We start from the raw sequence: 14,444 nt of genomic DNA, 5'->3' as shown, positions 1-14,444 counted from the left end.
CTGCGCAGCTGTCGCAGGGGAGCCTGGCTGCGTATATAGACAAATCGAATTCTATGGGTTCTATCGCTTAGGAACTCAGCACGGCTGGACATACTCGCGAGGATACCTGTGATGCAGGCGTTCTACGGCCTGAATCCCCGTCATTTCATCGACACAAACTACATGAACCCCAAGTTGATGGAAAAGCGGTGCAGCGGCATACGTTCTACACACGTTTCGTACGGATCCGGTGCGAAGCACCTGTCTTCTGGCCGAATTGGCCCGAAGTTGCAGGGTTTGGGGAAGGCACTCCCAACAAGCAAAGAGGCAAGTGTCAATACACTTGCCCTGCTTGCCGGTTAGTGAAAATCTTTTTCTACTGCTTTTTGCAATAGCTTAAATTCGTTTCTATAAAAGTCAATCAAGCCGTCCCGCTTCATCCATGCAAGCTCTCTGGATAAAGCACTTCTATCTACATCTAAATACTCGGCCATCGCTTCTCTATCAAAAGGAATAGTAAAAGTTTCTGTTCCAGTTTCACGCATAACTCTTGTTAAATAAGTTAAGACCTTATCCCGAATAGTAGGCATAATCAGACAATCATTTCGGTCATGCAGTTCTAACGCTCGTTCTGCGATACTATCAAAAAGATTGCCAAGTAATTGTTCGTGTGCCATACACAACTTCGTACAACGGCTCAATATGCTTTTGATAGGAATAAACAGAACCTCAAGTGGTTCTATTGCCTGTACTGACATAGGGCATCTTCTTCCACGGCTAGCCGCTGTTAAAACTGCAGTATATCCACCCGGATAATGGAGGGATACTATAATTTTTTTTCCCGTGACGCTCAATTTCGTACTTTGAGCGCTACCCTGCAATATGATGCCGACATCATCCACTAAATCGCCCTCACGGACAACCATCTCATCTTTTGCATATTCTTTCCGTGTGGCTGACAGACATTTAAGCATTTGTGGAATATCATTTGGGGAAATCCCTGAAAATAAACGTGATTGACATAGGGAATCTAAGTTGTTCATGAGAGGCTCCTCGTTGCATGTGCAACATATTTTTTCTTTTTACTATACTATATTAATCATAAATACAATAGAAGTTAGTCACCTTTTCTAACGTCAGAATGGAGGAAAAACAATGCAAGAGAAAGAAAATTTAATAAAAGCGAGAAATAGACTTTTAGCCTCAAAGGTTATTAAAAATCTGCAAAGCAGAAAGTTTGAGGCTTATTACTGTGATAACGCCATAGAAGCTGTAGAAAAGGCACTATCATTTATTCCAGAACATTCTTCGGTATCATGGGGTGGGTCAGTCACGCTTGAGGAAATCGGGCTTCTTAATCGAGTACGTCAAGGCAGCTATATGATCACTGATCGTGATACAGCGCAAACAATGGAGGAACGTTATGACCTCATGCGCCAATCTCTTTTGTGCGACACCTATTTAACGAGCTTTAACGCTGTTAGCGAAGATGGCATATTGGTCAATATAGATAGTGTGGGCAATCGAACAGCGGCGATTACCTTTGGACCGAAAAGTGTTATTGCTATCGTTGGGATGAATAAGGTCTGCAAGACCGCAGAAGACGCAGTTATAAGAGCCAGAACATATGCGGCCCCCATTAATGTATACCGCTGTTCGTGTTCGTCCAGCCCATTTTTACATTCGCCGCAAAAAACGCCCTGCCTGATCAATGGTGCTTGCGGAGATTGTAAAACAGATGATTGTATCTGTTCTTACATCGTCCAAACAAGAATGTGTAAACCGGCGGGGAGAATAAAGGTTATCCTCGTTGGTGAATCTTTGGGATTTTGAATAAGGATTATAGTTTAATAGCTGCCAAACGGCATATAAAACCACTCCGCGCTTGATGGCTTCCTCCGCGATTTCGCTTGGGGTCCAGTGGGAGTAAGAATAGCTTCTTCAAGTTGATCGGAATGCCGGGATTCCACTTATGATCATTGATACCGAAGAAAATTCATGGACTTATAAGAGAGATAAATCAATTAGAAGGCCAATGGCTGAAATTATTTTGAAAACTGTTGAAGGAATACCTTATTTGAGACCCGAAATCCAACTTCTCCATAAAGCAGGCGGTTCGAAAGTACGGGAGAAGGATATTAATGATTTCCGAACAATGCTGCCGACACTTCTGCCACAAGAAAAAGCATGGCTGAAATCTTCTTTAACCCGACAATTTCCGGAGGGCCATGACTGGGACAAATTTTTGTAAATTAAAATATTAATGCTTTGTTGCTCTTACGGATCGGAGGGGTGCATTAATATTAATTTCCGTTTACATGAAGCTATTGATATTTTAGGCGAGTGGAATCCATTGTAATGCAAGGGGAACATCATCTGTTTTCTGCATTCGATCGATTCTCACACTTGAAGGAGAAATCGAAACGAACTTTGGAAGAGGCACTTCTAGAGTTCAAAATCATTCAAAATGTTCATGTTAGCATAAATCTAACAGCATGCCATCAATGAGGACGCCGGGAAGAAGCCCGGCGTCTTTATTCTGAAATCAAGAGGGCTACCGAATTCTCATTATCAGGAAACTCAGGGTTGAGTTCGAATCCGAGTCCAGAGGGAGCTAATAAGCTTTTTTAGATTCACGGGTTGAACCTACTGCTTAAGGGTTGTCAGCATACTCTGAATATGGCTTTCCATTAGCTGCCGTGCTGTTTCGCTTTGCCGTTCCTCGATGGCAATGGCGATCAGAACATGGTAATTGGAAGCCTTGGTCCGCATATTGGGCAGCGTATTGGTTTGCTTGCGTCCTTCGGCCAGCAATGGAAGAATCGAATTGAGCATTCGCGCCACCACTGGATTTGCTGCCCCTTCGGCAATTAACTGATGAAAGGCGAGGTCTGTCTCGAAGAATGAGCCACCTTCCTCCATTTGCCGCACCATTCGATCAGCCAGTACCCGTAGCCGGCGGATCTGATCCTCATCGGCCCGCTTCGCGGCTAAAGCGGCAAGTTCAGGCTCAATGAGCAGTCTGGCTTCCAACAGATCCACTATCGAAATGTTGTCTAATTCCTCTAAGGCAACCGCCGGATCATTGAGCAGTAGCGGATCGTTTCGTACATACATCCCGCGCCCGTGCTCAATGCTGACATTCCCCTGACTCTCTAATATTCGCAGCGCCTCACGTACTGTAGTGACACTAACAGAAAAATCAACGGCTAGCTGCTGCAGAGTAGGGAGCCGATCTCCTGGAGCCCATTCCCCATCGAGAATTTTCTGCTTCATAAGCTCTATTGTAGCTTGAAACGCGGTTTGTTTATTCTGTTTCATGTTTAGCCGTCCCTTTGACTTGGAATAAATTCATTTTAGCATAAGAGCTTCGTGACAATAAATAGATAAGTCTGAGTATTGATTTAGTATTGACTAGTAAAGAACAAGATAATATGATCATACCATATAGATCATATCAATATTAAAGATTTAATTACACCAAGGTTAAATCACAACTTTTTTTATGTTTTTATGGTGAAAAACAGCAATAAATCAATTGATTCTATTTCACCTAAGAATAAAGATGTGATCTTTATGAAGAGACTCTATTAGTGAAGAAGCAGAAGGAGGAGGGGCAATGGAGGTTGTAACCTTTGGGGAAACCATGGTACTTCTGGCACCGGACCGGATGGTTCCCCTGGAGTATGTGAACGGTTTTCACAAGCATGTTGCAGGAGCTGAGACCAATGTGGCAATTGGACTTGCCCGTATGGGACATACCGTAGGCTGGTTCAGCAAGCTCGGAAATGATCCATTTGGACGGTATATTAGGCAGGTCGTAAGAGGACATGGCGTTGATATTTCCGAAGTCAGGGTTACAGATGAAGCGCCCACGGGAGTGTTCTTCAAAGAACAAATATCCCCGGACAAAATACAGGTGTACTACTATCGCAAACAATCGGCGGCCAGCCTGATGCAAGAGGATGAGCTTAATGAGGAATATGTTGGAGGTGCCCGCATCCTGCATGTTACGGGAATTACTCCGGCGCTTAGCCCGGGGTGCAAGAAATTAATCTTTCGAGCCCTCGAAGCGGCAAAAAAACACGGTACGGCCATTGTGTTTGATCCCAATATCCGCTGGAAGCTTTGGAACAGAGAAGAGGCCTATCGTGTTCTTAACGAAATCGCGGCTCTTGCCGACTACGTGCTGCCCGGCATTGATGAGGGGCAGTTTCTGACAGGATGCTGTACGCCTGCAGATGTCGCAGATCAATTGCTGAAATCCGGAGCAGGTGCTGCCGTTATCAAGCTCGGCGCGGGCGGGGCTTATTACAGTAACGGACGAGTCTCTGGAAATGAGCCAGGGTTTCCCGTGAAGAGTCTCATTGATCCGATGGGTGCCGGAGACGGTTTTGCCGCAGGATTCATAAGCGGTTTGCTGCAGGGGGAGGACCTGCCTTCTGCTGTGCGGCGCGGCAACGCTGTGGGTTCCATTGTTGTCGGGGTAAGTGGCGATGTGGAAGGTCTCCCGACTCGGCAGGATGTGGATTTTCTCTTGGCAGGGGGAACCGGCATGGAGGATATTATCCGGTAAGTGAGGGGCATTCCCGAGGAGGAGGAAGGAAATGGACAAAGATATTCAGATTGAGCGGCTGATGACTTCCGGACTGGTCGCCGTTATTCGCAGACCAGCGCCTGAACGGGTGGATAAAATTGCCGCAGCACTGGCAGACGGCGGAGTCGGAGCGCTGGAGATTACAGCCGATACCCCGGAAGTGTACAGGTTGATCGCGGACATGAAGGCTAAATATGGAGATCGCCTGCTGGTTGGAGCGGGTACGGTACTGAAGCTGACGCAGGCCGAGCAGGCGATCGCGGCGGGAGCCGATTTTATTTTTTCACCAAATTTGAATGAGGCGATTGTAGGACTGACCTTAAAGCACGGGCGAATCTCCATCCCAGGTGTAATGACACCGACCGAAGCTGTCAGAGGGCATGAAGCGGGTGCAGACCTGCTTAAGGTGTTCCCGGGCGGTTCACTGGGTGCCTCCTACATAAAGGAACTGCAGGGGCCCCTTGGTCACATCCGGATGATGCCGACAGGAGGCGTGACGCTGGAGAATGTCGGAGCCTTCATTGCCGCCGGAGCCGTTGCCGTCGGTTTAGGAAGCGCTCTCGTAGATCGGGAAGCGGTGGAGCAGGGAGACTTTGGGAAGATCACAGAGACGGCCCGCCAATTTGCCAAGGAAGTCAGCAAGGCCAGAATGAACAATACAAAGGAGCAAAATAGATGAAAATAACCGGATTTGAGACCTTTATCGTTCCTCCCCGCTGGCTGTTTCTGAAGATTGAAACCGATGAAGGCATATCCGGCTGGGGGGAGCCGGTGGTCGAGGGCAAGGCGCATACGGTGCAGACCGCAGTGGAAGAGATGATGGATTTTTTGATTGGACAGGATCCCCAGCGGATTGAAGACCTATGGCAGTTGATGTACCGGGGAGGATTTTATCGTGGCGGGGCTATTCTAATGAGCGCGATAGCCGGGATCGATCAGGCGTTATGGGATATAAAAGGGAAAATCTACAATGCACCGGTGTACCAGCTACTGGGCGGCGCTTGCCGCAATACCATGCGGGTGTACTCCTGGGTAGGCGGAGACCGCCCAATTGATGTTGTCCAGGCGGCTCTGGAGAAGAAGGCCGCCGGTTTCACGGCGATTAAGATGAATGCCTCCGAAGAGATGCAGTTCATTGATACACATGACAAGATTTATGCTATCGTTGAGCGGGTCGCTGCCATTAGGGAGGCCTGCGGACCGGAATTCGGGATTGCTGTTGATTTTCACGGACGGCTTCACAAACCGATGGCACGGGGACTGGCCAGAGAGCTGGACCCCTACCGTCTGATGTTCATAGAAGAGCCGGTGCTGCCGGAGAACAACGAAGTACTGCGGGAGATCGCACATCACACCAGCACTCCAATCGCCACGGGTGAGCGTATGTACTCGCGCTGGGAATTTAAAAATCTGCTGAAGGATGGGGTGGTCGACATTATTCAGCCCGACCTGTCCCATGCAGGAGGGATCACGGAATGCAAGAAAATATTTGCCATGGCCGAGGCATTCGACGTCGCGGTCGCTCCGCACTGCCCGCTTGGACCGATCGCTCTAGCCGCCTGTCTTCAGGTGGATGCAACGTCTTATAATGCGGTCATTCAGGAACAAAGCCTAGGCATCCATTATAATCAAGGAAATGACCTGCTGGATTATATCACCGATCCGACCGTCTTTGCCTACAGTGACGGTCATGTCAATATTCCTTCCGGACCGGGTCTTGGCATTACAGTGAACGAGGAGTATGTGCGGAAGATGGCGAAGTCGGGCCACCGTTGGAGAAATCCGGTATGGCGGCATCGCGATGGCAGCATTGCTGAGTGGTAAGCCTATGCAATTCAAGCAGCCCGAGCTTACTCGAATTAAATCCGTTGCTTTTTTGCTGCAAGAAAAGTCGAGGGACAAAAACATATTCCCATTGAAGTCGCTTTTTTAGCGGCTTTTTTATTTTATTATTTTATTGAGACATGTTCTTGTCCGGATTGCCGGAATGAACAAGAAGTTGCTTCCAGTTGAAATGACTTCTTCGTCTGAAGAAGCTACCTCTTGGGCGGCTATGACACATTGCATAGGTTTTCTAATTGGAACGTCAGGTCCATTGTTAACGGGCTATCTGCATGATCGCATGGGTCATTTTAATGAAGGAATATTGGCAATGGTATTCATCTCTATAGCAATGGGAATTCTATCCCTAACAAAAAAAGAATACAAAAATGAACCTGGAGGTCTACATTTATGAGAATTTTCGTTGCCGGTGCAAGTAGTGTTATTGGGAGATTGTTGCTTCCGCAACTCGTACAGGCTGGACACGAAGTCATTGGCATGACGCGGAAAGAAGAGCAGAGACAGGTATAAACTTCAAGATGTACTATGAGAAAACAATCAACACAAAAATACCTGAACTTCAATGCCCAAATCATAGCTTAAGAAAAAAGAGAGCTATTTCAAAAATGAAATCATATGTACCGGCACGGATATCCATTGATTATCAAAAAAATTATGAACTGATTAATTACGTGAGTTCGTATATAAAGAAGCATGATTATTGAAAACAACTCCAATTGAGTTGTTTTATTATGGCCAGAATAGGGGCTTTGTCGGCAATGGGACCAAGTTCTTGTCCACCGACATATATAAACGACCAAAGGCTGCAAGGGATTAAGCTATTTTTTTAGACATATGTACAAAATACGGGTTTTGTGAAGAAGTACTAAGTAAATAAATAAGACCAGCCTAATTCAAGCTGTTTCGATCCGTTTTGGCATCTGATTTGGCTTATTGTACTTGTGTACTTTTATTGCTGATTTAATCCTCTTATCTTTTGATAGATCGTTTTCTAAATTGTTTTTGTTTTTTCTTTTATCGGCACAACACTTTTCATTTAGTTAGTACCGTCATTCAAATATTGTTAATGTTTATGACGCTCTTAATTAAGCTGTGCTTGATGATTATGTAACTCGACCGCCTGAATCATCCCGTGAAGCTTAGGTTATTCCTAATTCAGTCTTAATTATAATTCTGAATCTCAGTATCATAATTCGACCTGATTTATTTGACTCTTGTCAGACTCTTGTCATATAGTTCTAAGTTAGTCCGCTTAAATGATTAGATATTATTTTCAATTAGACCATTGCTAACCATTAGCCGTTATGAGTTTTATCCTTAGATTTATTAACTGCTTACGAACAAGTTACATCTTCAATAAAATTCCCACCCCCTCTTTCATACTAATTTATTTACACATATTGTAATTTATATATCAATGCTATTTCAAAATTATTTATGGAATTCATAAGTCCACCCACAAATACAAGATCCCTAACCCATTGGAGATGGTGTTGCCGTCTGATTATCCAGAAAAATATTGTCAAATCCTTAATAATCATGTCATTATAAGTAGGTTCGTATTATAAATAACATTAAAGGGAGTGTGTATTTGAGTCGGTTTAATCTAGTTCTCATCTTTGTTTTATCCATCATGATAGCTTTTCTCCTGGGGATCTATGTGGCCCCCAGCATTGACCCGCGTCTGAGCGGGCAGACTGTGGCAAGTAGTCCCATTGCGGCAGAAATCCCGCCGAGCCCTACTGAGATCCCCTCTGCTGCTGCAGTAGACGTCGCACCTGCACCTTCTCCTTCCCTGGAACCCGTTGTCTTGGAAGATATGCCATCGGACAATGATACGGGTACCATCGATGATGACTCTGCCGGCTATGACGCTGAAGATCTGACGGCAGACGTCCCATCCGGACAAGGCATTGGAGAGCCCATTGATTTCAAGTACAGCATGAACTCAGCCGACGCTGTTAAGCTTACCTGGGAAGCCTACAACCTAACCGGAAAGACAATCAATTATTATACAGCTCATATCAGCACGTATAATCCGGTGGGCGATCCTTCTTATGATCAGCTAAGTGGCGAAAGCAACTTTCTCGTTAAATACGTGGGGCCGGTTGAGCCTGATGAGACTTTATTTATAGTGACTTTACATACCAGAATACCCTGGACCGGATTATCATTGACCAGCTTACTCTTCAATATGATGACGGTACTATAGAAACCTTCGACTATGGTTACGAAACCACCGAAGAACGCGGCTTTTAATCGGAAGATTCAATTGGCGCGCAACGTCAATTGAATCTTCCGATTTCTCTCAGGCTCGTCCAGAAGCCTGGAGCGATTTTGATTCGATCTGTAAGACGAGCGTTCATGGCTGCCGACCTTCTGAGACAATATCCAATTGCAAAAGGTCCACGGAGCCCGTGGACCTTTGCTTCTTCTGATTATCGTCTAGCCGTCGAGCAGCGTCATCTGTTCTTTCATATAACGCGTGCCGTGAACGACATTCTTGGGGCTGACCTGATCGATTCGTTCGAGGTCCTCCTTCATGAGAAGGATATCAGCTGCGGCCGCATTTTCCTCCAGGTACTTGATACGCTTCGTACCCGGGATAGGCAGCGCCCCGTTGGCAATCGTCCAGGCAATGGCCAATTGGGATGGTGTACAGTTCTTCTCCATAGCGATCTCCTTAATCTTGTCGACAACCTCAATGTTCTTCCGGAAGTTGTCTCCTTGGAACCGCGGCATCCATCTGCGAAGATCGCCTGCGGCAAGATCCTCGAAAGTGCGAAGCTCGCCGGAGATAAAGCCCCTGCTCAGTGGACTGTAGGCCACATGGGTAATCCCCAGCTCTCTTACGGTAGGGAATATCTCCTCTTCGATGTCACGGCTCCAGAGCGAATACTCACTCTCTAGCACAGAGATCGGATACACGGCATGAGCGCGGCGAATGGTGGAAGCGGAAGCCTCGGACAGGCCGAGCGCCCGAACTTTGCCTGCCTTGACCAAGTCTGCCATCGCTCCGACCGTCTCCTCTATCGGGATTTGCGGATCGACGCGGTGTTGGTAGTATAGATCGATGTAATCCGTATTCAAACGGCGAAGACTATCCTCCACTACCTTCTTAACGTAATGAGGATGTCCACTGATGCTCTCGTAATTTGGGGTGTACGAGAACTTGGTGGCGATAATGGCTTGCTCGCGGCGCCCTTGAAGAGCACGGCCGAGCAGCATTTCGTTATGCCCGTTCCCGTACACGTCCGCGGTATCGAACATCGTGACGCCTATGTCCAAAGCGCGATGGATCGTTTGGATCGACTGTTCGTCGTTAGTCTCCCCGTAAATGCCTGGAGACATTCCCATAATTCCCAGTCCGATCGAAGAGACGAGGATATTGCTATTGCCCAAAATTCTTTGCTGCATTTGTTGATCCCTCATTCTATGTTTGTTGTCGCTCTGACTCCTCCATCTTGATTAACAACTGGCTCTCGTAAGGGATTCTCCCTTTCTCGATATCTTCGTATATCGACAGTTTGTTATTGACGGCGTCGAGCGCTTCGGCTAATTCGTTCTGGCGGCGAAATAAATCTTCCTTGTAATGGTTCAAGATCGCTTTGCGCTGTGGAATCGTGGAATCACCACCCAGCGCAAGATCCACCATCTCCTTCAGCAACGACAGCTTCATCCCCGTTGCCCGGAAACATGTCATCAGCCGGATCCAATCTAGGTGATCTTGTTCGAACAGTCGATTCCCGTTCTTATCTCTCTTAATGTAAGGGAGCAATCCCTCCTTCTCGTAAAAACGAATCGTATGAGCCGGGCAACCAAGCCGCTCTGAAGCTTCTTTGATCGTAAATGCCATTGGCCGGATCGCTCCTTATCGGTTATTTTCAGACGGAATCGGCTGGTTCTTCCTCATCCTAAACCTTAAAGTACACTTTAAGGCAAGCGTTATTTTGGGAGAATAAACTGCCGATTGGTTGTTATATTCTTATGTTTCCGGATTTTCCTTCACAGGATTAAGTATCCCGTAATAAACAAGATCCTCATATGAATCGTTCTTGTAAATATGATCTTTCAATGTGCCTTCATAGCTCATTCCGCACTTTTGCATGATTTTACCAGATGCCGGATTAGATGCGAAATGACGTGCGTATACCCGGTGGTAATTCTTTTCGGTGAAAACAAATTCAATAACTGCCCGGGCTGCTTCGGTTCCATAACCTTGACCCCAATGGGCTTCCCCGATCCAATAAGCGATCTCACCGTTATGATATGGCTGATGGTTGGAAATGCCGACTGCTCCATACAATTTGCCTGTGTTCCTATCTGTGATTGCGAATTCATACATCCGGTCCAGGTCAAAATTCTGCTCATGATTGGCCATCCAGGACACAGCGCATTCTAGTGGATACGGATACGGCAAGGTAAATGTACTCCGGTAGATATTGTAATTGTTACAATAGTCTCTAACTTCCTCCGCATCCGCTGGCTTAAATAGGCGCAGAAGTAATCTGTCCGTTTCAAGGGTCCGGTCTGTCCGGTTATAGTTCATCTGATTTCTCCTTCTCTCTATGTCATATAATGAACAACTATGAAATTCTTGTATATTGAAACCCCTCAATCAACATAACTATTCTCAAAAATATCCATAAAAGCGGTCACCAGTTGCGATTGCGTTACTGTATCCGCATCTTCCGTCTCCGTCAGTTGCCATCCGTATGTACCATACTGCTGATAGTTCTCCATAGACAAAGGACGCAGCTCAAACTCTTTGCGGATAGCTTCAATACCTGCAGCATAATCAATCTTCATCCGGGCGAACGCCTGTTCCGGGTCCTTGAAAACTGCATAACCTTTGCGGTCTGCCCCAATGTGATATGCCGGATCATCTCCCCACTGCGTAATGTCTACAGAACCTTTGATTCCCTGAGCACCAATCACATACTCTCTAACATACTTATTCTTGTTACCGGACGGAGAATGGTTCGAATACACCCACAGTGCGGCCAATATCACGAATGACAGCAACGCCAAACAACCAATAACCTTAGATTTATTCATAGATTTCATTAGGCTTATCCTTTCCTTAGATGGATGCAACAAAAAAGCGGATGCACCAGGACCGGGAAACCAGCCATTGACTGCCGCTTTTGGGAGGAATAAATCAAAAGATCCACATCATTTAAACAGGCCAAGAATCAGAGACGATTCCCAGCCTGCCTTGTTGCCAGCTATACTAAACCTTATGCCGCACGGGTCAGCTTACGGACAACCTCCTGGCTGTACTTGCGCTTGGTGATGAAGTAAAAGCTGAGCTGGAATACGAAATAGATCGCGACCACAATCGTTGTGTTCTTCATGAATTCGCCAATGATGTCGGACCCGCTCATGACGTGGGTGATCAGATAGATGAAGCAGTAGCCGAAGATGCTGCCCAGCAAGAGCGGAACAAAGAAGGTGATGAGCAGCTCTGCCGATACTACCGACCTTATCTCCTTATCACTGATGCCAATCTTATACAGCTTGCGGAAAAAGACGGTGGCGTTCCCGATTTCGGTATATTGCTTGAAATACAGCACCATTCCGCCTGCTACAAAGAACAGTACGCCGATCAGCGAGGTGACGAACACGAAGAGTGAATAGTTCTTCTTCAGCTCCTTGTAGGCATCCACTTTGGAGGCTACCGCAAACATTTGCCCGCTTCCATCCTTATCCGTAGCATTCAGCGTATCCTTGAGCTTCTGGACAACCCCTTCTGTCCCTTTCCAGGCTGTAAAATCAATTCCGTAGTGGGTACCCATTGCATTCGGGCTTACCTTGGACTCCATATTCTTGTAATCCTCATTGCTTACTACAATCCCTGAGCTAGTTGGATAAGAGCTCGCTGTGGCAAACCAATCCCCGTGATAGGATGATTTCACCTTGTAATTGAAGGTTTGCGTGCCATCCGTGAATTGAATCGCCTCCCCTTCGCCAATGCCATGGGTGCCCGGCTCCCAGGCCGTAACAATATTAAGAACTTCCCCGGCACCGACCGTTACCTTCTCCCCGGTCAGAGAGTTGTACATATCCTGCGACACAATCGGCTTCGTCTTCAGGACATCGTATTTATCTCCTTCCAGATTCATTTTGAGGTTCAGGAAGCTGGTTTCCTGGATCGACTTCAGCGGCTCGGAGGACTGCTTCAGCACCTGCTCCAATTGTCCGCTCTCCAGCACATGCACGCCGGCTACCGAGATATACTCGATATCATACTTATTTCGTTCCGCGATGCTCTCCGACAGCTGCAGCAGCGAGAATGGCGAAGCAACGAGAAAGATAGTCATCCCGCTGAGAATGCTCAGAATGAACATAATCCGCTTGTTCTGATTGAATTTGTGATTGATTTCGGTGATGGACAGGATATGCCGGTAATAGAATTTCTTATTCTTCAGGAAGCTGATCAATGTGTTCCCAAGATGGGAGATGACCATGTAGATCCCGATGAAGCTAAGCAGGATATAAGTAATAATCATAAAAGGATTCGTATTCAGACTTTCGTGATTGGAGATTACCACCAGGAAGATGATCGAGGCCACAACCAGCCCCACTCCCACCAGCCCAAGCCGGGTGTCACTTGTCTTCGCCTGGTTATCCTGCTTGCGGGAATCCTTCATCAGGTCTGCGATGTCCAGCTTACCGACCTTAACACTTGAAATCATCTGTGAGGCAGCGAAAATCACGGTAAATACAACCGCAGTGACGATGAAGCTTGCCGCGCTGAGTGAGTAGGACACCCCTTGCAGATCCAGCAGATCAATCGCCACATTCTGGAACAGCCGTGAAAAGATCGCGCCCGTGATAATCCCGGCAATGAGCGAGGAGACACTGATAATCAGATTCTCCAGCAGGATAATCTTTTGCAGATCGTTCTTGTGCATCCCAAGCGACATAAAGATGGCAAATTCCTTGCTTCTCGACTTGATGAACGAGGAATGCGCATAGTTGATGAAGAACACCGAGAACAGGGTCAGTGCAGCCAGACTCAGCATTAGCACAATCTGGATCACATCCTCTGTCGCCCCTTCCCGGATGCTGTTATTGAACAGCAAGGCGGCATAGAGGAAAAAGATCGTAATCGCAAAGGCGCTGCAAATAAAATAGGAGAAGAAATTCCGCACATTGCGTTTGAAGTTTTTAATCGTGACATCTCTAAAGGTCATTTCGTTCCCCTCCGATGATCGCCAGGCAGTCGAGGATTTGATCAAAAAACTCCTTGCGGACCCCGCTGCTGACAATCTCCATGCTGATTGCACCGTCCTTGATGAAGATGATCTTTTTGCAGAAGCTCGCGGCGAAGGCGTCATGTGTCACCATCAGGATGGTGCTCTCCCGTTCCTGGTTCATCTTCTCGATACATTTCATCACTGCATTGGAGGACTTGGAATCCAGGTTGCCTGTAGGTTCATCGGCGAAAATAATATCCGGATCATTCACAAGCGCCCGGCTGACCGCAACCCGCTGCTGCTGGCCGCCCGATATGTTGTAGGGATATTTGCCGGCAATTTCTTCAATGCCCAGCAGCTTCATAATCTCTTCACTTTTGGCTTCCATTTGCGCTTTGTCCCGCTTGTCAAGGATCATGGGCAGCATGACGTTCTCCTTCAGTGTCAGACTGTCCATCAGATTGAATTCCTGGAAGACAAAGCCGAGATGCTGTCTGCGGAAGAGCGCCATTTCATTCTTATCCAGGGAGGTGATATTCTTGCCCCCGATAAAAACCTCGCCGTAGCTCGGCTTACCGATGCCGCTAAGGATATTCAGCAATGTGGTTTTGCCGCTGCCCGAGGGGCCCATGATGCCGATAAACTCCCCCTTCTCTACGTTAAAGCTGACGGAATCCAGTGCCACTGTGGAATTCTCACCGTTCTGCACACCATAAACCTTCTTAACCTCTTTGACTTCCAGTACTACGCTCACAGTTTCATCTCCCGTTTGTCATATATTTATCCTCAATTACAGCTTATAGCTTCATTGTAGTAGACACTGG

16 protein-coding genes are annotated in these 14,444 nt (G+C 46.8%); 8 read left to right on the top strand and 8 right to left on the bottom strand.

Annotated features, from left to right (window positions below):
- Positions 1 to 338: 338 nt before the first annotated feature.
- Positions 339 to 1,022, bottom strand: coding sequence for a Crp/Fnr family transcriptional regulator (locus QW71_RS01115; protein ID WP_039292000.1), 684 nt, complete (start codon positions 1,020 to 1,022; stop codon positions 339 to 341).
- 112 nt (positions 1,023 to 1,134) lie between these two features.
- Here QW71_RS01115 and QW71_RS01110 point away from each other — a divergent pair, with 112 nt between their 5' ends.
- Together QW71_RS01110 and QW71_RS01105 are read left to right on the top strand one after the other, a co-directional pair.
- Complete coding sequence (locus QW71_RS01110) at positions 1,135 to 1,812, top strand: lactate utilization protein (RefSeq protein ID WP_039291997.1); 678 nt, start codon at positions 1,135 to 1,137, stop codon at positions 1,810 to 1,812.
- A 139-nt stretch (positions 1,813 to 1,951) separates the two neighbouring features.
- The gene (locus QW71_RS01105) at positions 1,952 to 2,230 is read left to right on the top strand and encodes a hypothetical protein (RefSeq protein WP_152679662.1); all 279 of its coding nucleotides are present in this window, start codon (positions 1,952 to 1,954) and stop codon (positions 2,228 to 2,230) included.
- Positions 2,231 to 2,625: 395 nt separating this feature from the next.
- Here QW71_RS01105 and QW71_RS01100 read toward each other — a convergent pair whose 3' ends face one another.
- Positions 2,626 to 3,300 carry a FadR/GntR family transcriptional regulator gene (locus tag QW71_RS01100; protein ID WP_047013541.1) on the bottom strand — a complete coding sequence of 225 codons (675 nt, stop codon included), beginning with the start codon at positions 3,298 to 3,300 and terminating at the stop codon, positions 2,626 to 2,628.
- Positions 3,301 to 3,598: 298 nt separating this feature from the next.
- On the opposite strand from QW71_RS01100, the gene QW71_RS01095 reads away from it, so the two are divergent.
- The 6 genes from QW71_RS01095 to QW71_RS01080 all read left to right on the top strand — a co-directional run bounded on the left by QW71_RS01095 (position 3,599) and on the right by QW71_RS01080 (position 8,630).
- On the top strand, positions 3,599 to 4,555 hold the full coding sequence (locus QW71_RS01095; protein WP_039291994.1) for a sugar kinase: 957 nt from the start codon (positions 3,599 to 3,601) through the stop codon (positions 4,553 to 4,555).
- A gap of 31 nt (positions 4,556 to 4,586) precedes the next feature.
- A complete protein-coding gene (locus QW71_RS01090) occupies positions 4,587 to 5,255 on the top strand; it encodes a bifunctional 4-hydroxy-2-oxoglutarate aldolase/2-dehydro-3-deoxy-phosphogluconate aldolase (RefSeq protein WP_039291991.1) in 669 nt (222 codons plus the stop codon).
- Positions 5,252 to 6,400, top strand: a complete 1,149-nt coding sequence (gene dgoD, locus QW71_RS01085; protein ID WP_039291987.1) for a galactonate dehydratase — start codon at positions 5,252 to 5,254, stop codon at positions 6,398 to 6,400. Before QW71_RS01090 ends, dgoD begins: the two co-directional genes overlap by 4 nt.
- Positions 6,401 to 6,563: 163 nt before the next feature.
- Positions 6,564 to 6,812 (top strand): hypothetical protein, encoded by a 249-nt coding sequence (locus tag QW71_RS39640; RefSeq protein ID WP_152679661.1) that lies wholly within the window; start codon positions 6,564 to 6,566, stop codon positions 6,810 to 6,812.
- Positions 6,809 to 6,928, top strand: a complete 120-nt coding sequence (locus QW71_RS39635) for an NAD-dependent epimerase/dehydratase family protein (RefSeq protein WP_152679660.1) — start codon at positions 6,809 to 6,811, stop codon at positions 6,926 to 6,928. The genes QW71_RS39640 and QW71_RS39635 overlap by 4 nt, the downstream gene beginning before the upstream one ends.
- Before the next feature lie 1,081 nt (positions 6,929 to 8,009).
- Entirely contained in the window at positions 8,010 to 8,630 is a 621-nt protein-coding gene (locus QW71_RS01080; protein ID WP_039291985.1) for a hypothetical protein, read from the top strand.
- Between the two features lie 233 nt (positions 8,631 to 8,863).
- On the opposite strand, the gene QW71_RS01075 is transcribed toward QW71_RS01080, so the two are convergent.
- The 6 genes from QW71_RS01075 to QW71_RS01050 form a co-directional block, all read right to left on the bottom strand.
- Entirely contained in the window at positions 8,864 to 9,835 is a 972-nt protein-coding gene (locus QW71_RS01075) for an aldo/keto reductase (protein ID WP_039292336.1), read from the bottom strand.
- Between the two features lie 16 nt (positions 9,836 to 9,851).
- A complete protein-coding gene (locus QW71_RS01070) occupies positions 9,852 to 10,274 on the bottom strand; it encodes a MerR family transcriptional regulator (RefSeq protein WP_039291984.1) in 423 nt (140 codons plus the stop codon).
- A gap of 129 nt (positions 10,275 to 10,403) precedes the next feature.
- The gene (locus tag QW71_RS01065; protein ID WP_039291982.1) at positions 10,404 to 10,967 is read right to left on the bottom strand and encodes a GNAT family N-acetyltransferase; all 564 of its coding nucleotides are present in this window, start codon (positions 10,965 to 10,967) and stop codon (positions 10,404 to 10,406) included.
- A gap of 65 nt (positions 10,968 to 11,032) precedes the next feature.
- Positions 11,033 to 11,485 carry a hypothetical protein gene (locus tag QW71_RS36770; RefSeq protein ID WP_052769823.1) on the bottom strand — a complete coding sequence of 151 codons (453 nt, stop codon included), beginning with the start codon at positions 11,483 to 11,485 and terminating at the stop codon, positions 11,033 to 11,035.
- Positions 11,486 to 11,658: 173 nt separating this feature from the next.
- Positions 11,659 to 13,617 (bottom strand): ABC transporter permease, encoded by a 1,959-nt coding sequence (locus QW71_RS01055; RefSeq protein WP_039291979.1) that lies wholly within the window; start codon positions 13,615 to 13,617, stop codon positions 11,659 to 11,661.
- Positions 13,607 to 14,374 carry an ABC transporter ATP-binding protein gene (locus tag QW71_RS01050; RefSeq protein ID WP_039291976.1) on the bottom strand — a complete coding sequence of 256 codons (768 nt, stop codon included), beginning with the start codon at positions 14,372 to 14,374 and terminating at the stop codon, positions 13,607 to 13,609. Before QW71_RS01050 ends, QW71_RS01055 begins: the two co-directional genes overlap by 11 nt.
- Between the last annotated feature and the right edge of the window lie 70 nt (positions 14,375 to 14,444).

Source organism: Paenibacillus sp. IHB B 3415, from assembly GCF_000802655.2.
GTDB lineage: Bacteria > Bacillota > Bacilli > Paenibacillales > Paenibacillaceae > Paenibacillus_AQ > Paenibacillus_AQ phytohabitans.
The sequence above is the reverse complement of the archived record's forward strand: the minus strand, read 5'-3'. Positions and strand labels throughout refer to the sequence as shown.